The organism is Tepidicaulis sp., assembly GCF_965222285.1.
Classification (GTDB): Bacteria; Pseudomonadota; Alphaproteobacteria; order Parvibaculales; family Parvibaculaceae; genus Tepidicaulis.
On sequence record NZ_OZ244942.1, the window covers coordinates 2,576,922 to 2,602,442 of the forward strand.

Consider the following 25,521-nt stretch of genomic DNA (forward strand, 5'->3'; position numbering starts at 1 on the left):
TCATGCCGTTCGTTTTTTCCTCGCCCCATAGCGGGCGCGTCTATCCGCCGGAATTCATCGCTGCCTCCAAGCTCGACCCGCTAACGCTGCGCCGCTCGGAGGACAGTTTCGTCGAAGAGATTTTTCAGGGCGCCGCCTCGCTCGGCGCGCCGCTGCTGCATGCGCATTTTCCGCGCGCCTATCTCGATGTGAACCGGGAGCCTTACGAGCTCGACCCGGCGATGTTCGCCGATCCCCTGCCCCCGCATGTCAATTCCCGCTCGCTGAGAGTAGCAGGCGGGCTCGGCACCGTGGCGCGCATCGTCACCGAGCAGGCGGAAATCTACCGCCAGCCGCTGACCTTTGCGGAAGTCGACCGGCGCATCCGCCTTCTTTACATGCCCTTCCACGACACGCTGCGGGACCTTTTGCAAAATGCCTATAGCCATTTCGGCTGCGCCGTTTTGGTAGACTGCCATTCCATGCCCTCCGTCGGCGGGCCAATGGACGGGGACCAGGGCACGAACCGCCCCGATATCGTGCTGGGGGACCGCTACGGCACTTCCTGCGCGCCGGAGCTGACGGATACGGCGGAGGAGATTCTCACCCGCCTCGGCTATTCGGTGATGCGCAACAATCCTTATGCCGGCGGCTTCAACACCGAGCATTACGGGCGCCCGGCCCGCGGCCTTCATGCGCTGCAGATCGAGATCAACCGCTCGCTTTATATGGATGAAGCGCGCCTGCGCCGGCTGCGGGGCCTGAAACGGCTGCGCGGCGACATGACCACCTTCATGCGCGAGCTCGGCGCCGCCTCGGCCGATTTCCTGCTCGGCGCGCGCGGGGAAGCCGCCTCCTGACTCCAAAGAACGCTTGAAGAGAGCGCTGATCCCTTCCGAACTTGGCCTTCAGGCAAAAAAAGGGGCCATGCCGAAACCGGCATGGCCCAAGTCTAGGGAGGAAACGCCCAGGAAGGGCTACGGGGCAGAGGAGCTAGGCTCAACTCTGCCGCGCTGAGTTCATATTGCACTGCAGCGCACAAATTTCAAGAAATTTTTGCTGCACTGCGCATAAATTTCCGAAAAATCGCCCGGCGCCCGCCGGATTCTGACAAATTTGTGACGGTGTTAGCATTTTTGCACTGCACAATGACCGGCAGTGCGCCAATACCCCTTCCCGAAGTAAGACATTTTTCCGGCCCCGCAACGCCCCGATAAGGGCCGGTTAACCGCATTCTGCGACACTTCTTCTTTGAACGGGCCCTTGGGCCGCAATCCACTGCCCCCGCACAGCCAGGCGGGGAAACAGGCGGAAGGCAGGATGAAGAAAGCACTCGTCACCTCGCTGCTTTGCATGGCCATCGCAAGCTTTGCGCATTCCGCGCGGGCGGATACCGGCGCGCTTTTGCAGAAGCTCGACAGCGACTGGTCGCAGTGCCGCTATGCAGCTCAGCAGATGGAGCGCATGAGCGGCATTCCCAAAGGCCTTCTCACCTCCATTTCCATGGTCGAAACCGGCCGCCGCGCGCCCGGCGGCAAGGTCGAGCCCTGGCCCTGGACCATCAATGTGGAAGGGCGCGGCTATTATTATGCCAGCAAGGCAGAGGCGATCCGCGCCGTGCGCCGGCTCATGGCCGCAGGCTCGCGCAGCATCGATGTGGGCTGCATGCAGGTCAATCTGCGCTTTCACCCGCGCGCCTTCACCAGCCTTGAAGAAGCCTTCGACCCGGATGCGAATGTTGCTTATGCCGCTTCTTTCCTCTCGGATCTGCAATCGCGCTCGGGTTCCTGGGATAAGGCGGCCGGGCACTATCATTCCTATTCGCCGCATCTCAATCAGAAATACAGCGCCCGCATCCAGAAAGTCTGGGCGAGCGAGAAAACCCGCGCGCCCCTGGAAGACCCGCGCTTTGACGTGCTGCGCCGCGCCGTTCCCGGCATTGCGGCAAGCGAAGAAAAGGGGCCTGCCACCGCTTCCAGCGAGCCTGAAATGCAGGCACCCGACGCGGTCCGGCCGGAGCTGCGCATCATTCTGCGCGCCTCCCTTACTCCGGACCATGACGAGAAAGCTGCACCCGGCCCCGCCAAAACGCGCAATACCGTGACCGTTGCCATGCGCCCTGCGCCGCAGGTTCTTGGCACCGCGGCCTCTATCGTGCGGCAGGAGCCCGAACGGCCCGCTCCGCAGGTGATTTATCCGGCCAATGCCCGTGTCGCGATGCGCTAACGCTCTGCCCGTCACGAGCACCCGCACCGGCAGCACTGGCCAGTCTTAAAACGGCAAAAAGATTGGGGCATTGTGCCAAGCTGCCAATTCCTTGATGCTGAGGGGAATGCTGAGAGCCGCCCCAGCGGAGCGGCGAAACATCTGGCACGGAGCAAAGCGGCATGGAACAGCTTTTCAGCTGGATAAATGCGCCGTTGATCGTGGAATCGCTGAATGTGATGGCCGGACTTTTCGTCCTTGCCGTCGGCTTCGGCGTCTTTTCCGTGATCGTTCTTTACATCGCCGACCGCACTCAGACGACACACGCCATCAGGCGCAACTATCCCGTTATCGGGCGCTTCCGCTATCTGTTCGAAAATCTGGGCGAGTATTTCCGGCAATATTTCTTCGCCATGGACCGCGAGGAAATGCCCTTCAACCGCGCGCAGCGGGCCTGGGTCTACCGCGCCGCCAAAGAAGTAGACACGACCGTCGCCTTCGGCTCGACCCGCGATTTGCGCCCCGCCGGCACGATTTCCTTCGTCAACACCGCCTTTCCGACACTCGATGCGGATGCGGCCAGCCCCTCACCCATGGTGATCGGCCCCTATTGCCGGCATCCATTCGAGGCCCGCTCCTTTTTCAATGTTTCGGGCCTGAGCTACGGGGCAATTTCGAAACCGGCCGTGCGCGCCCTTTCTCTCGGCGCCGCCCGCGCCGGCTGCTGGCTCAACACGGGTGAAGGCGGGCTGTCTTCCTTCCATCTGGAAGGGGGCGGTGACATCGTCTTTCAGATCGGCACCGCCAAATACGGCGTGCGCGACCGGGAAGGCAAGATGAGCGATGAAAAGCTTGAAGCGCTTGCCGCGCATGAGAACGTGCGCATGTTCGAGGTGAAGCTGTCGCAAGGCGCCAAACCCGGCAAGGGCGGCATCCTGCCCGGCCCGAAAGTTTCCGCCGAGATCGCCGCCATCCGCGGCATTGCCGAAGGTCAGGACTCGGTCAGCCCCAACCGGCATCCGGAGATCGACGATCTGGACGATCTTCTCGACATGCTCTCCCATATCCGCGAGGTGACGGGCAAGCCCGTCGGCTTCAAGCTCGTGCTGGGGGACGGGGCCTGGCTCGACACGCTGTTCACAGCCATCGGCGAGCGGCCCATCGAGGAAGCACCGGATTTCATTACTCTCGACAGCGCCGATGGCGGCACGGGGGCGGCCCCGCAGCCGCTGATCGATTATATGGGCATGCCGATCTGGGAAAGCCTGCCGCTGCTTGTCGATGCGCGCAATGCCCATGGCTTTGAAGACCGAATCCGCATCATCGCGTCGGGCAAGCTCATCAATCCGGGCGATGTGGCCTGGGCGCTCTGCGTGGGCGCGGATTTCGTCAATTGCGCGCGCGGCTTCATGTTCGCGCTTGGCTGCATTCAAGCGCTTCAATGCAACAAGAACACCTGCCCGACCGGCGTGACGACCCATGACAAACGCCTGCAGCGCGGCCTGAACGTGCCGGACAAGTCCGCCCGTGTGCATCACTATCACGACAAGGTGGTCAACGAGGTTTGCATGATCGCCCATTCCTGCGGGCTGCCCGAGCCGCGCCTCCTGCGCCGTCGCCATGCGCGCATCACGACGGCAAGCGGCATTTCGCTGCCGCTGAGCGAATATTACGAGCGCTGGAAGAAGGGCGAGGAACCGGCGCTCGACGCCCGCCCCAGCACGAAATTGCGGGTGCATCAGTAAACACGCTATGATCGGGCTATGCTGAACCGCCCGAAAGCCATTCTCTTCGATCTCGACGACACGCTCATCTCCGCTTATGCGGACCCGGGGCCCGTCTGGCAGGCGCTTTTGAGCGAGCATGCCGAGGCGCTTTCCCCGCACGATCCTGAGGAATTGACCGCCCATGTCGGCGCTTATGCCGCGGAGTTCTGGTCGGACCCGGCCCGGCATAAAACCTGGCGGCTGAAACTTTACGACGCGCGGCGCGAGATTATCCGCGGGGCCTTCGAGCGGATGGATATTCTCAAAGGCGATCCGCGCCTTGCCCTTATCGCCAATGATATTGCCGACCGCTATTCGGCCCGGCGCGATGAAGCTATGACGCTTTTCCCCGACAGCCATGCGCTGCTCGATCATTTGAAAGAAAAAGGCATCAAGCTCGCGCTCATCACCAATGGGGAAGCGGCAATGCAGCGCGCCAAGGTGGAGCGTTTCGAGCTCACCCACCGGTTCGATCATATCCAGATCGAAGGGGAAGTCGGCTTCGGCAAACCGGAAGAAGAAGCCTATCACCATGCTCTCGGCGCGCTTGACGTGCGCGCGGAAGAGACCTGGATGGTGGGTGATAATTACGAATGGGAAGTCATAGCGCCCGCCGCGCTTGGCCTCACCACCATCTGGCATAACAGCCACAAGGCCGCGCCGCCCGAAGGCAAGCCCGCGCCCCACCACACGCTGGAAGACTTGAGCGGCTTCTGGCCGCTTCTCGAACAAACCGGCCTTGCCTGAGCGGGACTAACGCCCTGCCGCCGGCATGACGAGCCTGAGGAAGCGCGTGCCTTGCGTGACCGTGCGCGGCAGATACCCCCGCTCATCCCCATCGACCTCGACAGGCACCCCTTCCGGCCCCAGAAAATCGATATGGCGCGCGCGCCGCACAGTCACGGATTTTAGTTTCCCGGCGCGGCCGAGCCCGAGCGCCAGCAAATAGCCGGCAAAAGCAAACCGCCCCGGTTTACGGAATAAAAAGACATCGAGCCCCGGCCAGGTGATGTCGGCCTCCGGGGCGAGCACGAAGTTGCCCGCATAATGGCGCGCATTGGTGACGACCGCCCAAGCCGCCTTTTCACGCCGCCCATCGACGATCAGATCAAGCGGGGCGCCCGGCCCCCGCAGCCATTCGCAAAGGCCGGCCCAGACAAAGGCGCCCTTGCCGAAGCGCCGCTTGAAGCGCGGATTTATGCCATGGACGATGCGCCCGTCGAACCCGGCGCCGACCATGAGAAGAAACAGATCACCGTCAATATCCCCCGTGCCGATGAGCCGCGCCTCCCCGAAAAGCAGCATATCGGCCACCGCCCGCGCCTTGGTCTTAAGACCGATCTCGATGGCCAGCACATTGGCCGTGCCGAGCGGGATGATACCCATGGGCGTGCCGAAGCCGAGAAGCCCGCGCGCCACTTCGTTGATCGTGCCGTCGCCGCCCGCCGCCACCACGACGTCCGCCTGCCCGCTTGAGGCGGCTCTATAGGCCAGCACGGTGGCATGCCCCGGACCGTTCGTTTCCTCCACACTCACGGCCGCGCCGTCCTTTTTTAAAAGCGCCGTCACATATTCGAAAAGCCCGCCATGGCGCGAGCCGGCAGCGGGATTAACCACGATATGGATGGACTTTCGCCGCGACATGCTCCGCACCCGGATTGAAAGCTACACAAATGTCTCACGCATCCGACACAAAATAGTCACGCCCAAATCCGACCATAGCCTTATCGAATCGGGCAGCGCCTGGCGCGGGACCCGGTCATCATATCGACTGGATATATGACGCGGCTATGACACTTCTCGACACGGCTTCCTGGGGCGCGGCATTGAAATTCCGCCGGACATCCGGCGCAGATAGCAGACAAGCGCCGAAAACGAAATCCGTTTCCCCGCGCATCGGGCGCTCCCGCCGCCCCTCGGCGCCTGAAGGGAAATTACCCGTGCCCGCAAGCCCGCCCGGCCTTCCCGCGCCAATAACAGACCCTGCGGCAGATCCGGCGGCGGAGCCTGCGCCAAAAAAGAAACTCCGCGCCGCCCGCACCCGCGTCGGGCGCGGGACGATCCACGAAAAACTCTATAACAGCCCTCGCCCGAAAAAGACGAAGAAGCACCGCACGCTTTTCCTCTCCGACATTCACCTCGGCACGCCGGGCTGCAAGGCGGACCTCCTCTACGACTTCCTGCGCAACAATGACGCCGAAACGATCTATCTCGTCGGGGACATTATCGACGGCTGGCGGATCAAGCGTTCCTGGTACTGGAATGAGAGCCACAACGCCGTGGTGCAGGAGCTGCTGAGAAAGGCGCGCAAGGGCACGAACGTCATTTACGTGCCCGGCAATCACGACGAGGCGCTGCGCGATTATACGGGTCTCAATTTCGGCGGCATCGACATGGTCGGCGAAGCGCTGCACGAAACCGCGGATGGACGCACGTTCCTGATCATTCACGGCGATCAGTTCGACAGTGTGGTGCGCTATGCAACCTGGCTCGCGCATCTGGGCGACCGGGCCTACACGGTGGCCCTCGCGCTCAACACATGGCTGCATGATGTGCGCCGTCTCTTTGGCCTGCCTTACTGGTCGCTCTCTGCTTACCTGAAACACAAAGTGAAAAACGCGGTCGAATATATCTCCCGCTTCGAAACCGCCGTTGCCCGCGCCGCCCGCGAGCGCGGCGTCGACGGGGTGATTTGCGGGCATATTCACTTTGCCGAGATCCGCGAGATCGACGGCGTGCTTTACTGCAATGACGGCGACTGGGTGGAAAGCTGCACGGCCATGTCCGAGGACGAAAGCGGCCAGCTCAGCATCATCCGCTGGCATCACTTCTCCTGGGAAATGCAGCCCGAGCTCATCGAGCCGGAAGCGCGCAGCGCCCCGCCCGTCCTTGATGCCGCCTGACACTCTTTTGAAAACGGAACATCCCATGGCCTCTTCCGCGCCGCGCCACACTAGCCAGAAAGCGGCCCCAAGAATGGGCGATCAGGCAGGCCGTCCCCTTCACATCGTCATCGTAACCGACGCCGCCCCGCCGCAAGTGAACGGCGTCGTGCGCACCTTGCGCCAGACAAGCGAAGAACTGCAGCGGCTCGGCCATAAGGTGGATACTGTCACGCCGGAAGATTTCCGCACCGTGCCGCTGCCGAGTTACAAGGAAATCCGCATCGCGCTGCGCCCCTATCCGCGCATTGCCCGCTTCCTCGACCGGGAAAAGCCCGACGCCATTCACATCGCCACCGAAGGCCCGCTCGGCCATGCCGCCCGGCGCTATTGCTTGTCGCGCGGCCTGCCCTTCACCACCTCCTTCCACACGCGCTTTCCCGAATATCTGCACGCGCGCACCCGCTTTCCCCAAAGCTGGTCATATGCCTATGTGCGCCGCTTCCACGCACCCTCTAGCTCCGTCATGGTGGCAACACCGACCTTGCGCCAGGAACTGGAAGAGCGCGGCTTCACGAATTTGAAGCTGTGGTCGCGCGGCGTCGACACAGAGCTTTTCCGGCCGCGCCCGGAGCTGAGAGAAGGGGAGCAAGAACAAAAAAGCCCGCTCTGGCTCTATGTCGGGCGCGTGGCGGTTGAAAAGAACATCGATGCCTTTCTGGAAACGGACCTGCCCGGCACGAAAATGGTGGTGGGAGATGGGCCGCGGCTCGAGCATCTGAAAAAGAAATTCCGGGATGTCGCCTTCACCGGCGCGCTTTTCGGCGACAAGCTGGCCGAAGCCTTTGCCCGCGCCGATTGTTTCGTCTTTCCCTCAAGAACGGACACATTCGGCCTCGTCCTTGTCGAAGCGCTGGCAAGCGGCACGCCCGTTGCCGCCTATCCGGTGCAAGGCCCCATCGACATCATCACCGACCCGGCAACAGGCTGCTTGAATGAAGATTTGCGCACCGCCTGTCTTACCGCCCTTGAGAAAGGTGATCGCGAGGCCTGCCGCACCCACGCGCTTTCTTATTCGTGGGAGGCCTGTACAAGGCAGTTTCTCTCCAATCTGGTGCTGATCGACCGGGAGCGCGAGGCCGGTTCCGGCACGCTTGAAAGCGCGGCAGTACAAGCAAAAGCGCCCGTCCCCGCCTAAAAGCCTTCTCTCAGCGCCCGGCGCGGCTATCTATTTGAGACGCACTATCAGGAACGTGATCGCATTTGCCGGCACGGCTGATAGACTTGCGCCGTCACGCCATAACCGGGAGAGAGGAAACATGAACAGCTATCTGGCACGTATTGCGCTCACCGCAAGCCTTGGCGCGGGCCTTGCCTTCGCCGCGCCGGCCATGGCCGCCACCTACAAGATCGATTCCAGCCATGTGCATACCGCCTTCGAGGTGAACCATCTGGGCTTTTCCACCACGATGGGCCAGTTCGACGATGTGAGCGGCACGATCGAGTTCGATGAGGAAAACCCGGCAGCCAGTTCTGTGGAAGTCACGATCCAGACCGCCAGCGTCGATACCGGCCATAAAGAGCGGGACGAGCATCTGCGCAAGGCCGATTTCTTCGATGTGGAAAATCACCCCACCATGACGTTCAAATCGACCGCCATCGAGATGACGGGCGAGGACACGGCGAAAATCACCGGCGATCTGACCCTTCTGGGCGTCACCAAACCCGTGGTGCTCGATGCCAAGCTGAACAAGAAGGGCGAGCATCCCTTCGATGCCTCGCGCTATGTGGCCGGTTTCGCCGCCACGACGACCATCGACCGGACAGCTTTCGGCATGGATTACGCGGCGCCCGCCATCGGCAAGGAAATTAAGATTTCCATCGCAGCCGAGGCTATCCGCCAATAATCGGAGCTTCGGCCATCCGGCCCGGCACCCGGCCCTGCCCCGCAAAGCCCTGAGACAAATGGGCACTTGAGGCGGCAGGCCCCGGGGGATATAACGCCCGCAAGCTTTCGCCCTCGCAAGATGCTCTTGCGGGGGCATATTCATTCGTATGATTGGCCGCTCTTATGACCTTGCGCAATATCGCCATTATCGCTCACGTCGACCATGGCAAGACCACTCTCGTTGACCAGCTCCTGAAGCAGGGCGGCGTTTTCCGCGAAAACCAGCACGTCGCCGAACGGGTGATGGACTCCAACGACCTGGAGCGCGAACGCGGCATTACCATTCTGGCAAAGTGCACCTCCGTCGCCTGGGCCGATAATGGCGAGACGACGCGCATCAACATCATCGACACGCCCGGCCACGCCGATTTCGGCGGTGAGGTGGAACGTATCCTCTCCATGGTGGACGGCGTGATCCTGCTCGTGGATGCCGCCGAAGGTCCGATGCCGCAGACGAAATTCGTGACCTCCAAAGCGCTCGCCCTCGGGCTGAAGCCGCTTGTCGTGGTCAATAAAGTCGACCGGCCGGATGCGCGCATCAATGCGGTGCATGACGAGGTCTTCGATCTCTTCGCCGCGCTCGATGCCAATGAAGAACAGCTCGACTTCCCCACCCTCTTTGCCTCGGGCAAGGAAGGCTGGGCCTGCGAGGATCTCGATGCGCCGGACGCGCGCGAGCATGGCATGACCCCGCTCTTCCGCCGCATCGTTACGCATATCGCGCCGCCGGAGAACGCCACCGAGGAAGAAGCTGCCAAGCCCTTCCGCATGCTGGTGACGACGATCGAAAGCGATCCTTATCTCGGCCGCATTCTGACGGGCCGCATCGAAACCGGCACTGCAAAGCCCAACATGGCCGTTCACGCGCTGCGCCCGGGCAAGGGCACCGTGGAGACGGGCCGGATCACCCGCGTTCTTTCCTTCCGGGGCCTCACCCGCGAGCCGGTGGAAGAAGGCAAGGCAGGGGACATCGTCGCCATTTCAGGCCTTGAAACGGCCACCGTGGCCGACACGATCACGTTGCCGGAAATCACCGAGCCGCTCGACGCGCTGCCCATCGACCCGCCGACCCTTGCCGTGACCTTCGGCATCAACACCTCCCCGCTTGCCGGGCGCGAAGGCGACAAGGTGCAGTCCCGCGTCATCCGCACACGGCTGATGCGCGAGGCGGAAGGCAATGTGGCAATCCGTATCCGCGATACGGAAGAAAAAGACGCATTTGAGGTGGCAGGGCGCGGCGAATTGCAGCTCGGCGTTCTTATCGAAACCATGCGCCGGGAAGGCTTCGAGCTTTCCATCTCCCGCCCGCGCGTTCTCTTCAAAGAAGATGAAAACGGCCAGCGCCTGGAGCCCATCGAGGAAGCCATCGTCGATGTAGATGACGAATATACCGGTGTCGTCATCGAGAAGCTCTCGCTGCGCAAAGCGGAAATGACCGATATGCGCCCCACGGGCGGCGGCAAGACGCGCATTACCTTCGATGCGCCCTCTCGCGGGCTGATCGGCTATCACGGCGAGTTTTTGACCGACACGCGCGGCACCGGCGTCATGAACCGCGTCTTCAAACATTACGGCCCCTACAAGGGCGAGATCGAAGGCCGGCGCAACGGCGTGCTGATTTCCAACTCGGACGGCGATGCGGTTGCCTATGCGCTCTGGAACCTGGAAGAGCGCGGCGTGCTCTTCATCGGCACGGGCGTGCCGGTTTACCGGGGCATGATCATCGGCGAAAACTCGCGGCCCGACGATCTCGACGTCAATCCGCTGAAATCCAAACAGCTCACCAACGTGCGCGCTTCGGGCAAGGACGACGCGATCCGCCTCACCCCGCCGCGCCCCATCGCGCTGGAACAGGCCATCGCCTATATCGACGATGACGAGCTGGTGGAGGTCACCCCCCACTCGATCCGTCTGCGCAAGCGCGCCCTCGATCCGGTGGAGCGCAAGCGCCGCGCGAAAGCCTCTTAACACCCCCTCACCCAACCCTCTCCCCTAAGGGGAGAGGGCTATGGCCGGCGATCCTTCGCCCCCTTGGGGGGAGCGAAGGCGCGCGGCTTGCCCTCGCCTCTCCTTTCCCGTAATTCTTCCCCCTCACCTGCGGAGAGAGCCTATGTTCAAAGCACCGCCATCACAGCTGAGCGATCTTGAGGCAGACGAGCTTTCCCGCTTTGCGCTGACCCTTGCGCAGGCCGCAGCCGGGGTGACGCTGCCGCATTTCCGCACCGGCACCCGGATCGACAACAAGGCGGCGGTCGGCGATTTCGACCCCGTCACCGCCGCCGACCGCGATGCGGAAACGGCGATCCGCCGCGCCATCAAGGCGGCCTATCCCGACCACGGCATTTTCGGGGAAGAACACGGCAAGGAAGAAGGGGCAAGCCCGCTCACCTGGGTGCTCGATCCCATCGACGGCACGCGCTCTTTCATTTCCGGCGTTCCCCTCTGGGGCACGCTGATCGGCCTGAATGACGGGACGTATCCGCGCGTCGGGCTGATGAGCCAGCCCTATCTCGATGAAATTTATCTGGGCACCGGCAGCACGGCCCGGCTGATCCGCCACGGACGTGAAAGCACCTTGAAGACCCGCCCTTGCGACGGGCTGGAGCACGCCATTTTGGGCGCAACGGACCCGGCGATCTTTTTCGGCGCGGGCGAGCACGAGGCGTTTGAAACGCTTTCGGGCAAAGTGCGCCTGCGCCGCTTCGGCGGAGACTGCTATTTCTACTGTCTGCTCGCCGCAGGTCAGATCGACCTTGTCGTGGAATCCGCGCTCAACCCTTATGACATTCAGGCGCTTATCCCCGTTATCGAAGGCGCCGGCGGCATCATCACGACCTGGGCAGGCGGGGACCCGCAGGAAGGCGGGCAGATTGTGGCGGCGGGTGACAAGCGCACCCACGAAGAAGCGCTTGCCATTCTCTCCAAGGCCGCTTCCTAAGCGCCTTAAAGCACTTCTTCAGTGAGCTTGTCGAAGGCGTCCCAGAAGCGGGCGCGGGCGGCGTCTTTTTCCATCAGGATTTCATGGCGGGCGCCTGCAATCTCGACAAGGCGGCAATCGGGCAGAAGTTCTGCGGCGCGTTTCACCGCCGCATTGTCCACCAGCACATCTTCCTCCGCGACCGCGATCATCACCGGGACGGAAATTCCCGCAAGATAAGCCGGCTTCGTCACCTCGCGGCAGGAGGCCATGGCCGCCTTGAACCAGCCGTAACTCGGGCTGCCCAGCTTCAGATTCGGCTCGGCTTCGAGAATATCCATGGTGCGCAGAAAGCGGCGCTCGTCATGGGTGACGATATTTTCCGCAAATGTGGAGCCTTCCATCATGTCCGGTCCGCCGCCCGGCACATAAGACTGCGCCTTGCCCATCCTAACGGCAGCATGCGCCAGTAAGGAGGCGCCGAGCCGCGCCAAGGCATTCGGGAAACGAATGCCGAGCATGGGCGCGGAAAAGGCAGCGCCTCTCAAAAGCCCGGGCTCGCGGCCCAGAAGCCGCATCAAGAGATTGCCGCCCATGGAATGGGCAAGCCCGATGAAGGGCGATGGCAGGGAGGGTTTGACGATCTGCTCCAGAAAAACCCCGAGGTCCCGGTCGAAGGCGGCAAAATCGTCGATATGCCCGCAATAGCGGTCCCCCAATGGGCGGTAGGACAGCCCCTGCCCCCGCCAATCGAGGCTCGCCACCGCAAAACCGCGCGCGATGAGCTCACCGATCACCTCGAAATATTTCTCGATGAATTCCGTGCGGCCATTTAAGAGCAGCACCGTGCCCCGGCAAGTCTCGATGCCTGCATTTTCCGGACGCCAGATCATGGTGCGCATGGGGGCGCGCCCTGCCACCGTCAGCCAGATAACTTCACCGCCCGGCGGCATGGGGTTGGCGTCCGTTTCGACCGGCGCGGCGCGAAGATCGCTCATGCGCGCCGCCCATGATAACGGGCCACCACCGGCCCGAGCCGGAGCGGAACGAGAGGATCGCCGGAAATTTTCAGCTTGCCCTGCCGGAAAGCCTGTGTCTGGTCGAGCTCCATGTTGAGCATTCTCCAATGATCGTCCGGCGAGAGCACCACCGTACAATCAGCCGCTTCGCTGCGGCTATGTACTTTAGGCGGGGTGGCGGTTCCGTCAATGAAGACGCAGCCATCGGCTCCGTAATCGAACTTCAGCCGCGCGCCGATAGTCCCGCCTTCCGCCGCAAAGGCCGCTTCCAGAAAGCCGAGAATCTGCGCCACGCGCTCTTTGCCGCTTACCTCGTCGTCCATCATGTCTCCTGCCTTTTCTCCCCGCCCATCTGACCACCTTCCCTGTCCCCTCTCAAGCCTCGCGCGCGGGATTTACGCGAGTGTGAAAACCCCGCAAACGTGTGCAGAAAGGGATTTTCCGCTAGGCTCGGCGCCAATCCGCAAATAACGCAGACAATTTGACGAAAAGAACAGGGACGCCGATGAGCTGGGAAAAGGAAGTCGAGGAAATTCACCTGCGCCGGAAGCTCGCCAAGCAGCAAGGGGGCGTAGAGGCTGTGAACCGCCAGCACGAAAAGGGCCGGCTGACGATCCGCGAGCGCATTGGCGAGCTTGCCGATGAAGGCACCTTCCGGGAAGCAGGCGAAGGGGCAGGCGTGCCGGAATTTGCCGAAGACGGCAGCCTGAAGGATTTCCAACCCGCCAATTACGTGCTCGGCCTTGCCAAAGTCGGCGGGCGGCGCGTCGTCATCGGCGGGGAGGATTTCACGCTGAAAGGCGGCTCACCCAATCCGGCGGGCCTGCGCAAAAGCGTTTACGCCGAGGACATGGCGCTTAAATACAAACTCCCGCTGGTGCGCCTGCATGAAGGAGGCGGCGGCTCGGTGGCAGGTTCCGGCGGGAAAGGGGCAAGACCGACAGGCGATCCGGTATTCGCCCGCTCGCGCTTTCTTTCCATCGCGCAGGTTGTAGGCACCGTGCCCGTTGCCACCGCCGCGCTGGGGCCCGTCGCAGGCATGCCGGCGGCAAGGCTCGTCGCCTCGCATTTTTCCGTCATGACCGAGACGTCTCAGGTGATCATTGCCGGACCTCACGTGGTCAAACGCGCCATGAACGAGGATGTCACGAAAGAAGAACTGGGCGGGCCGCAGATCCACGCCAAATCCGGCGTCGTCGACAATGTGGCGAAGGATGAAAAAGACGCGCTCGGCCAGATCGCCCGCTTCCTCTCCTATATGCCGGACAATGTCTGGAAACTGCCCCCTTCCCTAGAGCCGGAAGACGATCCGGAGCGCATGGAAGAAAAGCTTCTTTCCATCGTGCCGAAGGAACGGCGCAAGCCTTTTCAGATGCGCCAGATCATCAAGGCCGTCCTCGACAAGGACAGCTTTTTCGAAATGACGAAAAAATACGGCCCCTCGCTCATTACCGGCCTTGCCCGGCTGAACGGGCACAGTGTCGGCGTCATCGCCAATGACTGTATGTTCTATGCAGGCGCCATGACGGCGGATGCGGCCCAGAAGCTGCGCCGCTTCGTCGATACCTGCAACACATTCAACCTGCCGGTGATCTCTTTCGTCGATGAGCCGGGTTTCATGATCGGCTCGGCTTCGGAAAAAGCAGGCACGATCCGCTATGGCACCTCGGCAATTGCCGCGGTGATGCAAAGCCGCGTGCCCTGGGCCAGCGTCATCGTTCACAAGGTTTTCGGCGTGGCGGGCGCGGCGCATTTTGCGCCCGATTCTTACGTTCTTTCCTGGCCCTCCGCGCAAACCGGCGCGCTGCCGGTGGAAGGCGGTGTCGCCGTCGCCTTTGCCCGCCAGCTTGCCGAAGCAGAAGACCCGGAGGCCCTGCGACAGGAGATCGAGGAAAAGCTCGCCGCCGCTCAGTCCCCCTTCCCCCGCGCCGAAGGGTTTTCGGTACATGAGCTGATCGACCCGCGCGAGACCCGCCCGCGGCTTTGCGAATGGCTCGACTGGGTGAACCCCACCCGCGACCTCGCCCTTGGGCCTTATGAAACGACGATGCGGCCTTGAGGTGAGAGGATGTCGTCTCACTCGTCACCCTCGGGCTTGACCCGAGGGTCCATAGCTACGGTTGCGGCAAGTCATAAAGCTGCTTGGACCCCGGCATAAAGCCGGGGTGACACACAGTGTTTGACGTCAAGCAGTCCATCGCCTTTTACAAAAGCTGTCACCCCGGGCTTGTCCCGGGGTCCATGAGAAGCAGCAACGTGTTGCACGGTCCAATGGACCCTCGGGTCAAACCCCAGAGTGACGATCTGCGTTAGTAATACTGCGTGCCAAGCACCTTGCCCGTATAGGCGCAGACTTTCAGCTGGACGTTCCGCCCCTGCCGGTCCCGGGCGCGCACATCGTAATAATCCTCATGGGATTTGATTTGCGTGAAGCGGGAATAATGCTGCTTCTGCAGGCCCGAGCGCCAATGCTTGAACTGGCGCCGCTCGCCCTTGGCATAGGCCGGGCCGTTGTAATTGCGCGCCGGCTTCACCGCGAGGATATGCCCGTTGCGCGCCGCAACTTTCACATTGACCGGGCGCCCGCGCCGGTCGAGGCCGCGCGCCAGATAAGTGCCCTGACGCTCTTGATAGACCACGCGGTCGAAGTTCCGGTACCCGTGGCGCGTCAGGTCGCGCACGATGTGATCGATCGGCGTGAAACGGCCCGGGCGGTGCACATGGCCGCGCCCCCGGCTGATATCGTAAAGCGCGCCCGTGCGCGCATCCACCTTCGCGGAAACGGGGCGGCCCTGCCGGTCGAAGCCTTCCAGCTTGTAAAAGCGGTTATTGGGAGAAAGGACGATATCCGTTACCCGGCCGCCGGAACGGTTCTCGACAAGCTGCACCATGCGCGGCAGAGAGCGCACCTGGGTCACACGTTCGTGATGGCCGTAATTGCGGTCATCATCGCTCCAGCGCGCTTCCAGATGCGCGGCGATCGCCTGCGCCAGAATATCGCCGAAGAGATTGTTTTGCGCCTGAGCGGCGGGTGCCGCGCCCAGAAGCATGAATGCCATGCCCGAAGCTGCCAGAATTTTTTTCATGATGTTTCTCCGCCTGCTGCGTGATTGAAGACAGGCGAAGAATGACGCCGCCTTGCTGAACGCCCCCGGCATGGCGGATTTAGATGAGGTTCATGTAGCTGAATGGAAATCTAGCCGCCGAGGAAGAGCCGCCCGACTTCCGGATTCTCCAAAAGCTCAGCGCCTTTGCCTGCAAGTGCCGCGCGGCCCGACACAAGCACATAGCCAAGATCGGCAAAGCCGAGGCCTTTTTTGGCATTCTGCTCGACCATGATGATGGTCTTGCCTTCGCTTTTCTGCAGGTCTTCCAGAATCTCGAACACCATGTCGATGAAGCGCGGCTCGAGCCCGATGGAAGGTTCATCGACAAGCAATACCTGCGGGTTCATGACGAGCGCGCGGCTGATTTCCAGAAGACGCCGTTCGCCGCCTGACAGAACACCCGCCCGCTCGCGCCGCCGTTTGGCAAGGCGCTCATATTTGCCGAAAATTTCTTCCGCCGCCTCCTGCGCTTCCCTCGGGCGGGATTTCAGATAGCCGCCCATCAGAAGATTTTCTTCAACGCTCATATCGGGGAAGACGGAATTGTCCTGCAGGATATAAGCAATGCCCGCTTTGGCGAGTTTCTCCGCCGGGCTGAGCGCGGTGACGTCCTTGCCCGCCATATGAATGCTGCCGCCCATGATCCGGGTGAACCCGAAAATGGAATGAAGCACGGTGCTTTTGCCCGCCCCATTGGGACCTACAAGGCAAAGGCTCTGCCCCTTGCCCACCGCAAGATCGAGACCGTGCAGGATTTCCATCTTCCCGTAACCGGCCTGCAAGCCTTTCAGCTCGAGAAGCGGTTCACCGGCGCATAAGGAGAGCGCCTCCTCGCTTGTGATCCCGCTGCCCAGCGCCTCGGCCTCGCGCGCCACCGCATCGACGGATAAAACCGTCTCAGTGCCGCCCTCGCCATATCCGCTGATTTTATCCGCGCTCATATCCGCCCCCTATTGCGCGCCAAGATAAGCATCGAGCACGCGCGGGTCCTCGCGCACCTCATCCGGCGTGCCGGAGGCAAGCACCTGTCCATGAGCAAGACAGGTGATGCGGTCGGCAAGGTTCATGATCACGCGCATATTGTGCTCGATGACGAACAGCGTCACGCCGAATTCTTTGTTGGCGCGTTTCAGCCGGTCGATCAGCCCGTTGATGAGCGTCGGGTTGATGCCCGCCGTCGGTTCGTCGAGCAGCAGCATTTTCGGCTCGCTCATCAGTGCCATGGCGAATTCCAAAAGCTTCTGCTGGCCGAAGCTCAAAGAGCCTGCCAGAAGGTCGCGCTTTTCATAAAGCCCGACGAAAGAAAGAAGATCATGCGCGCGGGTCTCGCTTGCCCGCCCGGCCCGGCGGAAAAGCGGCAGGATGCCTTCTTTCACGTCCGGCGCACTGATGCGCATATTGTCGATCACCGGCATTTGGCCATAGATGCGCGTTTGCTGGTAGGTGCGGGTGAGCCCGCGCCGCGCGATGTCGGAAATCCGCAAAGAGGAAATATCCCGGCCTTCATAAAGGATTGCGCCCTCATCGATGGGATGCGCACCAACGATGGAACTGAACAGCGTCGTTTTACCCGAGCCATTGGGACCGATAAGCCCGGCAATCTCGCCCTCGCGCACGCTGAGCGAGACGGCATCATTCGCCACCACACCGCCGAAACGCTTCGTTACGCCTTTCACGTCCAATAGCAGGCTCATTGGACCTCCGCTTTCGAGCCGAAGCGGCCGGGGAATTTTTCCCGCAGCGTGCCGAGAATGCCTTGCGGGAAGAAGACCACGATGGCGACGATCAAAAGGCCGAGCGCCACACGCTGCCAGCCGAGAAGATAGGTCCAGAAGATTTCCTGCGTGATATGGAAAACCGCCGCGCCGATGGCGGGGCCCCAAAGCGTGCCCTTGCCGCCCAAAATGGCCATGAGCACCATCCACACCCCGTAAGTCGCGCCCGCAAAGGCGACATCGCGCGGATCGATAAAGCCGATGAGATTGCCCGCCAGCGCCCCGCCGATGCCGAGAAAGAAAGCCGAAAGGCTCCAGGCCGCTGTCTTGAGCCGCGCCGTATAAAGCCCCATGGCTTCGGCTTTGTCTTCATCGTCGCGCACGGCATTAAGCGCCAGGCCGAAGCGCGTGCCGTAAAGCCAGCGGAGTGTGAGAAACGTGGCCAGCGCCAGCGCTGCCAGGGTGAAATAAAAGAAGAGCGCGCGCAGCTCCAGCGCACCGGGGAAAAGCGGCACGGTCATCCCCGAGCCCGCACCGACATAGTCCCAGCCCCCGGCAATCTCCCCCGCCGCAATGCCGAGACCGAGCGTGCCGATGGCAAAATAATGCCCCCTGAGGCCCAGGATACCGAGCCCGAGAAAAGCGGCGGCGGCGGCGGCGAGAACGCCGCCCAAAGCCGCGCCAAGCGCCAGCGCTTCATAATAGCCAAGCCCGCTGTCGCGCTGAAACACCGCGCAGGCATAAGCGCCGATGCCGAAGAAAAGAATATTGCCGAAGGAATTATAGCCTAGCTGGCCGCCCATCAGATCCCAGGTCAGCGCGAAGACGATCATCAGCCAGAGAAAAGTGAACTGCGTAACGAAGGCGGGCGCGAGAAACGGCGCGGCAAGGACAAGCAGCCCCGCCCCGCCGATCGCGGCATATCTGGCGGCGCTTCGGCTCATTTCAGATACATCCTTTTGCGCTGCAGACGGAGATTGCGCCAGACCAGCACCGCCACCATGAGAAGGAAGACGAGGGCGATCTGATATTCCGTGCCGAAGATGAAGCCCGCGACATTTTCAAAGGCCCCGAGACCGAGCCCCGCCGCCACCACCGCGCCGATATTGCCGACCCCCGCAACGATCACGATGAGGAAGGAACGCACCGTGTAAGGAAGCCCGATATAGGGATGGATGGCCCAGGCCATAACGACGAGCGCGCCTGCCGCCCCGCACAGCGCGGCATTGAGCGCATAGGTCGCGGCATAGACCCGGTCTGTATCGATGCCGAGAATGGACGCGGCGCGCGGGTTCTGCGCGGTTGCGCGGATCGCCTGGCCGAGGCGGGAATATTTCAGGAACAGCCAGAGCAGAAGCCCGAGACCGAGCGCGAGAAAGAAAGCCAGCACCTTGATCTGCGCCAGCGCCACCGCCCCGTCGAATAGCAAAAGCGTGCCGAGCCCGGCTTCGAGCGTGCGCACATCCGCGCCGAAAAGCTCGTTCGATAGCTGCTGCAAGACGATGGAAAGACCGAAAGTCGCCAGCACCGAAACGAATAGATCCCGGTCGATGACGCGGAAGATCACCAGCCGGTAAAGCCCCCAGCCGAGAACAAAAAGCGCAATCGCTGCAATGGGAATGCCGAGCAGCACGGGAAGGCCGGCCTCCGCCGCCATCAGCGCAACGAAGCCGCCCAGCATGACGAACTCGCCCTGCACGATATTGATGATGTTGAGCACGCCCCAGACAAGCGCCATGCCGAACGCTGCGAGCACGAAGACCGCGCCGATGAGCAGCCCATTGAGCGCCAGATCGGCGCTGAGCACCGGATAATCGAAAAGCAGGAGAAAATTATCGATCATGAGGTCCGCCCGGCTCAGCGCGCGTTCATCGGATAGCGCAGCTCGGCTTCGGCAGGCTCCGGCGGATAAACGACTTTATATTCACCGTCCTGCACCTGATAAAGCACCATGGGCTTGGCAACATTCTTGCCGCTCTCATCGAAACGTATCGGGCCGTAAAACGTCATCATGTCGGTTTCTGCCAGCGCATCGCGCACGGCTTTAGGATCGAGCGTGCCGGCCCGCTTAAACGCATCGGCGAAAACCATGACAGCGGCGGCGGATTCGGCTGCCTGATAAGGCGGCGGCGCGCCATACGTCTCCTCATAGAGCTTGGCGAAATCCGCCGCAGAGCCGAAAAGCGGATCGCTATATTTCAGCGCCGGGGCCCACTGCGCCGCGCAGAGAAAACCTTCCGCCTTCTCCCCGAACTTCTCGATGATCTGCGCGGAATCGCAATGGGTGAGCCCCACCATCGGCAGCTCGATGCGCATGTCGGAAAGCTGGCGCACGGCAAGTGCCGCCCCGCGCGCATGGCCCGAGACAAGCAGCACATCCGGGCGCAGCGCACGCACCTTGGCAAGCGTCGCGGACATGTCATTGAGCTCCGGCGGCAGCTTGTCCTCGATCACCATGTTCATGCCGTGCCGTTTGATGTCGGCAAGCACGCCGTTCTGCACATCCTGCGAAAAAGGATCGTTCTCGAAAGCGCCTGCCACGCGCACGCGCGAAGGGTCATCCGCCACTTTCGCGGCAAGATCGACCACGGGCTGCAAGTACTGCTCGGTCGTAGAGAGCACCGCGAAGAGATATTGATAGCCTTCGGTAAAAAGCGAAACGGAAGCGCCGTTCGCCTCGACCATGGGCACGCCGTATTTTTCCGTCACCGGCGCCATGGCCTTGGTGAGACCGGAGCTATAAGGGCCCAGAATATATTTCACCCCGTCCTGAGCGATCAGCCGCTCGGCAAGCTGGGCGCCGCGGGCCGGCGTCGATTCATCGTCGTAATAAACGATCTCGAGCGTATATGCCTTGCCCGCCACTTCCACGCCGCCGCGCTCGTTGATCAGCTTGGCGGCCAGGTCGTAGCCTTTCTGGGTAAAATCACCATTCGTGGAATATTTACCGGTCAGCGAGATGGCCGAGCCGAGGCGGATACTCTCGGCGAGCGCGGCGCCCGGCTGCAAGGCGCCCCAGATGAGCGCTGCCGCCAGCGCCGCTCGCCCCGCTTTTCCCGTCCATTTCCGCTTGGTCATGCGCGTCCCCCCGCCTTGCCCCGATTTCACCCGTTCCGGGTCTTCTGCCCGCTTTGAACGGGCGGCCATCTTACAGACTCCCCCTCCCCCTGCAAGGCAAGGGGAAAGGCTTGAAAAAGGGGAGGCCGATCCAAATATTTAAAAGCGCGGACGCCGGAAGGGTCCGCCTGAGATGCCTTGCCCGCCGGCCCATCAGGGCGGCTCTTTCAAGGCATGTCACTGGATCATCGCTTTAATGGAGGATGTTCTTATGAACGCGTTTGATTTTTCCCCGCTTTACCGCTCCACGGTCGGCTTCGACCAACTCGCTTCGCTGCTTGATTCCGTGCTTTCGGAAGGCAATCAGCAAAGCTTTCCCCCTTACAATATCGAGCGCACCGGCGAGAACGAGTACCGTATCTCGATGGCCGTTGCCGGTTTTTCCCAGGAAGAACTCGGCATCGAAGCGCGCCAGAACCTTTTGACCATTACCGGCCGCAAGGAAGAAAAGCCCGAGAGCGCGAACGATAAGGTACGCGTGCTGCACCGGGGCATCGCTACCCGCAGCTTCGAGCGCCGCTTCCAGCTGGCCGATCATGTGGAAGTGCGCGGCGCGAGCCTGGAGAACGGCTTGCTGCATGTGGACCTCGTCCGGGAAATTCCAGAGACGATGAAACCGCGCCAGATCGCCATCGGCCAGGCGGGCGGAACCAAAACAATCGAAAGCAAAGCCGCCGACTAAGCATCCGCCATAGCTGCCCGCAAAACGGGAAGCGGCAGGATACTGCACAAAAAGGGAGCGTTTACGCTCCCTTTTTACTTGCCCGCCCCCTTGCTGCTCATGAAAAGGGCGCCGGGTTTCCCCAATAAAGCTAGCGTCTATTAGAAAAAATCAGGAAAGGCTTCCTGAAGACCCTTCTCTTTTAGGGTTTTAAGTGTCCCTTAAAACGCTTTTACTATCTTCAAGGGGCAGAACGCCCGTCATTAGCGGTACGCCGCTCGGAACGCCAGGGTTGAAATGGCACAGTTTGCCAGCAAGGGAAAAATCTGGCCGAAAGCCGCGGCCTGGCAGGCGGTCCTGCTGAAAGCGGGCCGCAACGACCGTTTGCATGCGGCGGCGGCAGGCGTCTTTCTTTTTGCCTTTCTGCTGCTCGCCGAGTTTGCCTTCTATAAGCTTTGGCCCGCACCGGACCTAACCCTCTTCTTGGCCGCGCAGGCCGGTATTGCCCTAGCCACGCTCGGCCTCACCTTCGCCTTTGGCTATTGGCGCCTTTTGCGCCCGCTGCATGACTTGCTGGCCAGGACGGCGCGCAAAAGCGCCCAGCTCGATCTGCCAGAACCTGCAATCGGGCGCGAGCAGTCGGCCGCCGCGCTGCATCAGATCGTCAATCTGCTCATCCATCAGCTCGAAGAACAGGACGACCGCACGCTGCGCCTTTCGCTGGCCGCAAGCCACGCCGAATATGGCGTGATGCTGACCGACCCCAAGGGCGTCATTCTCTGGATCAACCGGGCCTTCACACATCTGACCGATTACGAGCCGGATGTCATTTTAGGCCGCAAAGTCGCCGAGTTCGCCGAAGACCGGCTGGGCGGGCCTCAGGTTTTCGATGCCGTGGCCGATGCCATGAAATCGGGCCATGGACGGGAGATCGAAACGGTCAATTACACCCGCAACGCGCATCGCTATTGGTCGGCCATCAACGTCAAACCGATCGAAGACGAAAGCGGCCAGCTCGAAGGCTATATCGCCTATGAGCGCGATATCACCGCCACCAAGACCACCCAGTCCGCGCTTGAGGCCAGCCGCACCCAGCTTCAGCAGCGCGTGCAGGACCTGCAGACCACCCAGCACCAGCTCGAACACGAGCAGGGAAAACTTGCCGAGGTTGCCAAAGACCTCATCCGCGCCAAAGAAGCGGCCGAACAAGCCAACCGCGCGAAATCCGATTTCCTTGCCACGATCAGCCACGAGCTGCGCACGCCCATGAACGGCATTCTGGGCATGGCGGATCTGCTGCTCGCCCAGAACCTGGAAGACGAACAGAAGAATTATGCCCGCACGATCCGGGAATCCGGTGAAGGGCTGCTTGTCATTCTGAACGACATTCTGGACCTATCGAAACTGGAAGCGGGTAAACTCGAACTTGAAACCGTGCCGCTTTCCCTCGATCAGATCGTCAAGGCCGTCACCACGGTCATGCAGCCCAATGCAGCGGCGAAGAACCTGACCCTCCGCACGCATATCGACTCCAACCTGCCCCCTCTCATCGAAGGCGATCCGACGCGGCTGCGCCAGATCCTGTTCAATCTGACATCCAACGCCATCAAATTCACCGAAGCGGGCAGCATCGATATTCGCGTGAGCGCGCAGAAAAACGAAGAGGGCGATGCGCTTGCGGTGATCGCCATCGAAGATACCGGCATCGGCATCGCGCCTGAAACCCAGTCGAAACTCTTCGAGCGTTTCTCGCAGCTCGATTCTTCCATTTCCCGCACCCATGGCGGCACGGGGCTCGGCCTTGCCATCTGCCAGGAGCTGACCTTCCTGATGGGCGGCAACATCGAAGTGGAAAGCACGCCGGGCAAGGGCAGTCTCTTCCGCGTCTCCCTGCCGCTGAAAGCCGCCGAAGCGGAAAAAGGCGCGCCCGCGCCCAAACCTTTGGGAACGAATGAGGCGCTGGCCGCCATTCCGCCTCACATGAACATTCTTCTGGCCGAAGACAACGACGTGAACCAGCGCCTGATGCGCGCCATCATCGACAAGCTGGGACACAATCTCACCATCGCGAAGAACGGCATAGAAGCGGTCAAGCATCTGCGGCGCGCGCCCTTCGATCTCGTGCTGATGGATATTCAGATGCCGGAAATGGACGGCGTCATCGCCACGAAAGTCATCCGCGCTTCCGACGCGGACTGGGCGGGCATTCCCATCATCGCGCTGACCGCCCATGCAATGCAGGGCTCCAAGGAGCAATATCTGCAAGTGGGTATGGACGGGTTCGTCTCCAAACCCATCCACCTGCCGCTGCTTTTGGGAGAGATCGCCCGCGTTCTCCACGAGCGCGGACGCATCGTGCTGCCGACAATTGATGATGCCGCGTCTGCGCGGCCCTGCGCGGAGCAGAACGCCCTGTCGCCCAAACAGAAAGCGGATACGAAGGACGCTTTACGGCTTCTCTTGAACAAGATGGAGCATCAATCGGGCGGCCAATCCTCCGGCCAGCCGCCGCGCAAAGCAACCCACTGATCCGGCAGCAGAACGCCGGACGTTTCCTTAGGCCGCTTCCTGCAAACGTTTGAGTTTTTCCACCACCTCGCTGCCGAGCGCGCCGCCGCTTCCCTCCACATCATGATCGACAAGCAAGGAGAGCGCATCAACATGAGCGCGCACGATCAGCACCACATCGTCGCTGAGCGCCGGTTTGGCGCGCAGAAACTCACACAGAAGTTCGCTGATCGAGGTGATGAGATCATAACCGAAGGTGCCGGCCTGGCCTTTGACATTATGACTGGTGACGAAAAGCTCCTGCAGCGGATGCTCGCCGTCCGGCACACCCGCTTCAAGCTCGCGCAGACAGGCGCGCAGCGTCTCGACATCCTGCACGAGCTGCTCACGGTAGCCTTCTTTCAGCGCCGCAACGGCTGCATGCGCGCGTGCGAGAATTTCATCCGCGTTTTCTTCAGACAAGAGCCGTCCTCCCGCCATCTGACATCCCGCGCCGGCAACCGGTGCTCTTCATCAGAACCCCGATTAAATCACCCGGCGCATACCGAGAAAACGAGTTTATCCGGCAGGGCTGAACAGAATCTGAACCGGCGGGAGGTCAGCTGTCCGGCTTACGCGAGATAGGTCAGGCAGCCTGTCTCTTTCAGGATAGGATCGAGCCGGTCCTTGGCCGGTGACGCTGCGTAACGCTCTTTCAGCGCCTTCAAAGAACGGGCGTGGTATTTCTGCGGCTGCTGCGCAAAACGCCCGCCTTCAATCTCCACCTCGAACGTCTCCGCGCCGCTGGCAAGCGCCGTCGCATTGGCCGTGCTCCAAGGTAAAAAGCGTGCGCCCACTTCCCGCTTAAGAAATGGGATAAGCGTTCCCGCAAGGCTCTCCCAGCTCTCGAAGCCCCCGTCCTTGCCGGCTTTGGGGTCCGGGTTCAGCATGCGCTCGCACCAGGCAAGAAGACCCGGATGATTTTCTTTCAGGTAAGCCCCCGCCGTCGGATCGAGGCTCATTTCATAAAACTGCGCATAAAGCCCGAAATCGGCAAAGGACGGCCGGCTACCCAAAACATAAGCGCGCCCGTTCAGATGCGCCTCGAGCAGCGCCGCTGCCTCTTTCATCGAGCCTTCGATAAGCGGCGCGGTTTCAGGCGAAGAGCCCACGAAAAAAAGCCGCCCGGACATGCGTTCGCGCACCATGTCCGCCACCGCTTTCAATTGCGCCTCTTCGAGCCCGGGCGCCTGCATCGCGGCGATGCTATGAGCGGTTGCGATCTGATCGGGCTCATAGGTCCAGCGATAGTGGAACATGTGCTTATTGCCCCATTCATCCGCATATTCTTCCAAGAGCGCGGAAATAAACGCGAGCACCGGATCTTCCGGCTGAATGGCAGGTTCCGGGTACCGCGCCTCCATTTTTTCAAGGATCGGCGTTGAATCCTGCAGGCCCTCGTCTTCCGGTGCCACAACCAGAGGAATGAGCGGCAGCTTGGCGTATTTCTGGAACTCGCCCTGCGTGCTCGCATCCCGCACCACCCATTCGTGCGGGATCTGCTTGTAGCGGAAATAAGAGCGCACCTTCACCGAATAAGGGGAAAGCTCGGCCCCGAAAATTCTATATACCGCCTTTGCCATGCCGCATCTCCCTATTGATCTGTTTCATTGATGTGTTTGAGCGTCATCTTAGTATGGAGCAGGCCGGATCGCTAA

At 61.5% G+C, this 25,521-nt stretch carries 23 protein-coding genes; 12 read left to right on the forward strand and 11 right to left on the reverse strand.

The annotated features are described in order from the left end of the window. Positions 1 to 2 precede the first annotated feature (2 nt). From ACOQOT_RS12385 to ACOQOT_RS12400, 4 genes are all read left to right on the forward strand, one after another. Entirely contained in the window at positions 3 to 839 is an 837-nt protein-coding gene (locus ACOQOT_RS12385) for an N-formylglutamate amidohydrolase (RefSeq protein ID WP_420561945.1), read from the forward strand. A gap of 460 nt (positions 840 to 1,299) precedes the next feature. Beyond that, positions 1,300 to 2,205, forward strand: coding sequence for a lytic transglycosylase domain-containing protein (locus ACOQOT_RS12390; protein WP_420559564.1), 906 nt, complete (start codon positions 1,300 to 1,302; stop codon positions 2,203 to 2,205). Positions 2,206 to 2,366: 161 nt separating this feature from the next. Next, positions 2,367 to 3,929 carry an FMN-binding glutamate synthase family protein gene (locus tag ACOQOT_RS12395; RefSeq protein WP_420559565.1) on the forward strand — a complete coding sequence of 521 codons (1,563 nt, stop codon included), beginning with the start codon at positions 2,367 to 2,369 and terminating at the stop codon, positions 3,927 to 3,929. Between the two features lie 18 nt (positions 3,930 to 3,947). Continuing rightward, entirely contained in the window at positions 3,948 to 4,697 is a 750-nt protein-coding gene (locus ACOQOT_RS12400) for an HAD family hydrolase (RefSeq protein WP_420559566.1), read from the forward strand. Between the two features lie 6 nt (positions 4,698 to 4,703). Here the strand turns inward: ACOQOT_RS12400 and ACOQOT_RS12405 are convergent, their stop codons facing one another. Then, positions 4,704 to 5,594: a diacylglycerol/lipid kinase family protein gene (locus tag ACOQOT_RS12405; protein WP_420559567.1), complete on the reverse strand. Its 891-nt coding sequence runs from the start codon at positions 5,592 to 5,594 to the stop codon at positions 4,704 to 4,706. Between the two features lie 416 nt (positions 5,595 to 6,010). Here ACOQOT_RS12405 and ACOQOT_RS12410 point away from each other — a divergent pair, with 416 nt between their 5' ends. The 5 genes from ACOQOT_RS12410 (at position 6,011) to hisN (ending at position 11,718) form a co-directional block, all read left to right on the forward strand. After that, complete coding sequence (locus ACOQOT_RS12410) at positions 6,011 to 6,853, forward strand: UDP-2,3-diacylglucosamine diphosphatase (RefSeq protein WP_420561946.1); 843 nt, start codon at positions 6,011 to 6,013, stop codon at positions 6,851 to 6,853. A gap of 73 nt (positions 6,854 to 6,926) precedes the next feature. Then, complete coding sequence (locus ACOQOT_RS12415) at positions 6,927 to 8,030, forward strand: glycosyltransferase family 4 protein (protein ID WP_420559568.1); 1,104 nt, start codon at positions 6,927 to 6,929, stop codon at positions 8,028 to 8,030. Positions 8,031 to 8,151: 121 nt separating this feature from the next. Further along, positions 8,152 to 8,739, forward strand: a complete 588-nt coding sequence (locus tag ACOQOT_RS12420; protein WP_420559569.1) for a YceI family protein — start codon at positions 8,152 to 8,154, stop codon at positions 8,737 to 8,739. Positions 8,740 to 8,903: 164 nt separating this feature from the next. After that, complete coding sequence (typA, locus tag ACOQOT_RS12425; protein ID WP_420559570.1) at positions 8,904 to 10,748, forward strand: translational GTPase TypA; 1,845 nt, start codon at positions 8,904 to 8,906, stop codon at positions 10,746 to 10,748. A 142-nt stretch (positions 10,749 to 10,890) separates the two neighbouring features. Further along, a complete protein-coding gene (gene hisN, locus ACOQOT_RS12430; RefSeq protein ID WP_420559571.1) occupies positions 10,891 to 11,718 on the forward strand; it encodes a histidinol-phosphatase in 828 nt (275 codons plus the stop codon). 5 nt (positions 11,719 to 11,723) lie between these two features. Here the strand turns inward: hisN and ACOQOT_RS12435 are convergent, their stop codons facing one another. Beyond that, on the reverse strand, positions 11,724 to 12,695 hold the full coding sequence (locus tag ACOQOT_RS12435) for an alpha/beta fold hydrolase (RefSeq protein ID WP_420559572.1): 972 nt from the start codon (positions 12,693 to 12,695) through the stop codon (positions 11,724 to 11,726). Further along, on the reverse strand, positions 12,692 to 13,042 hold the full coding sequence (locus ACOQOT_RS12440; RefSeq protein WP_420559573.1) for an SCP2 sterol-binding domain-containing protein: 351 nt from the start codon (positions 13,040 to 13,042) through the stop codon (positions 12,692 to 12,694). Before ACOQOT_RS12440 ends, ACOQOT_RS12435 begins: the two co-directional genes overlap by 4 nt. Positions 13,043 to 13,221: 179 nt before the next feature. Between ACOQOT_RS12440 and ACOQOT_RS12445 the strand changes: the two genes are divergently transcribed. Continuing rightward, a complete protein-coding gene (locus tag ACOQOT_RS12445; protein ID WP_420559574.1) occupies positions 13,222 to 14,775 on the forward strand; it encodes an acyl-CoA carboxylase subunit beta in 1,554 nt (517 codons plus the stop codon). A 250-nt stretch (positions 14,776 to 15,025) separates the two neighbouring features. Here ACOQOT_RS12445 and ACOQOT_RS12450 read toward each other — a convergent pair whose 3' ends face one another. The 6 genes from ACOQOT_RS12450 to ACOQOT_RS12475 all read right to left on the reverse strand — a co-directional run bounded on the left by ACOQOT_RS12450 (position 15,026) and on the right by ACOQOT_RS12475 (position 20,616). Then, positions 15,026 to 15,802, reverse strand: coding sequence for a PepSY domain-containing protein (locus ACOQOT_RS12450; RefSeq protein ID WP_420559575.1), 777 nt, complete (start codon positions 15,800 to 15,802; stop codon positions 15,026 to 15,028). Between the two features lie 110 nt (positions 15,803 to 15,912). Further along, complete coding sequence (locus ACOQOT_RS12455) at positions 15,913 to 16,764, reverse strand: ABC transporter ATP-binding protein (protein WP_420559576.1); 852 nt, start codon at positions 16,762 to 16,764, stop codon at positions 15,913 to 15,915. A gap of 9 nt (positions 16,765 to 16,773) precedes the next feature. Beyond that, positions 16,774 to 17,517 carry an ABC transporter ATP-binding protein gene (locus ACOQOT_RS12460; protein WP_420559577.1) on the reverse strand — a complete coding sequence of 248 codons (744 nt, stop codon included), beginning with the start codon at positions 17,515 to 17,517 and terminating at the stop codon, positions 16,774 to 16,776. After that, on the reverse strand, positions 17,514 to 18,482 hold the full coding sequence (locus ACOQOT_RS12465) for a branched-chain amino acid ABC transporter permease (RefSeq protein WP_420559578.1): 969 nt from the start codon (positions 18,480 to 18,482) through the stop codon (positions 17,514 to 17,516). Before ACOQOT_RS12465 ends, ACOQOT_RS12460 begins: the two co-directional genes overlap by 4 nt. Beyond that, positions 18,479 to 19,381, reverse strand: a complete 903-nt coding sequence (locus ACOQOT_RS12470) for a branched-chain amino acid ABC transporter permease (protein ID WP_420559579.1) — start codon at positions 19,379 to 19,381, stop codon at positions 18,479 to 18,481. The genes ACOQOT_RS12465 and ACOQOT_RS12470 overlap by 4 nt, the downstream gene beginning before the upstream one ends. Before the next feature lie 14 nt (positions 19,382 to 19,395). Then, the gene (locus tag ACOQOT_RS12475; RefSeq protein ID WP_420559580.1) at positions 19,396 to 20,616 is read right to left on the reverse strand and encodes an amino acid ABC transporter substrate-binding protein; all 1,221 of its coding nucleotides are present in this window, start codon (positions 20,614 to 20,616) and stop codon (positions 19,396 to 19,398) included. A 250-nt stretch (positions 20,617 to 20,866) separates the two neighbouring features. Between ACOQOT_RS12475 and ACOQOT_RS12480 the strand changes: the two genes are divergently transcribed. Both ACOQOT_RS12480 and ACOQOT_RS12485 read left to right on the forward strand, forming a co-directional pair. Next, complete coding sequence (locus ACOQOT_RS12480) at positions 20,867 to 21,337, forward strand: Hsp20 family protein (RefSeq protein WP_420559581.1); 471 nt, start codon at positions 20,867 to 20,869, stop codon at positions 21,335 to 21,337. Between the two features lie 276 nt (positions 21,338 to 21,613). After that, positions 21,614 to 23,845, forward strand: a complete 2,232-nt coding sequence (locus ACOQOT_RS12485; RefSeq protein WP_420559582.1) for an ATP-binding protein — start codon at positions 21,614 to 21,616, stop codon at positions 23,843 to 23,845. 27 nt (positions 23,846 to 23,872) lie between these two features. On the opposite strand, the gene ACOQOT_RS12490 is transcribed toward ACOQOT_RS12485, so the two are convergent. Both ACOQOT_RS12490 and ACOQOT_RS12495 read right to left on the reverse strand, forming a co-directional pair. Next, positions 23,873 to 24,286: an Hpt domain-containing protein gene (locus ACOQOT_RS12490; protein WP_420559583.1), complete on the reverse strand. Its 414-nt coding sequence runs from the start codon at positions 24,284 to 24,286 to the stop codon at positions 23,873 to 23,875. A 149-nt stretch (positions 24,287 to 24,435) separates the two neighbouring features. Next, positions 24,436 to 25,446, reverse strand: coding sequence for a glutathione S-transferase family protein (locus ACOQOT_RS12495; protein ID WP_420559584.1), 1,011 nt, complete (start codon positions 25,444 to 25,446; stop codon positions 24,436 to 24,438). Positions 25,447 to 25,521: the final 75 nt, after the last annotated feature.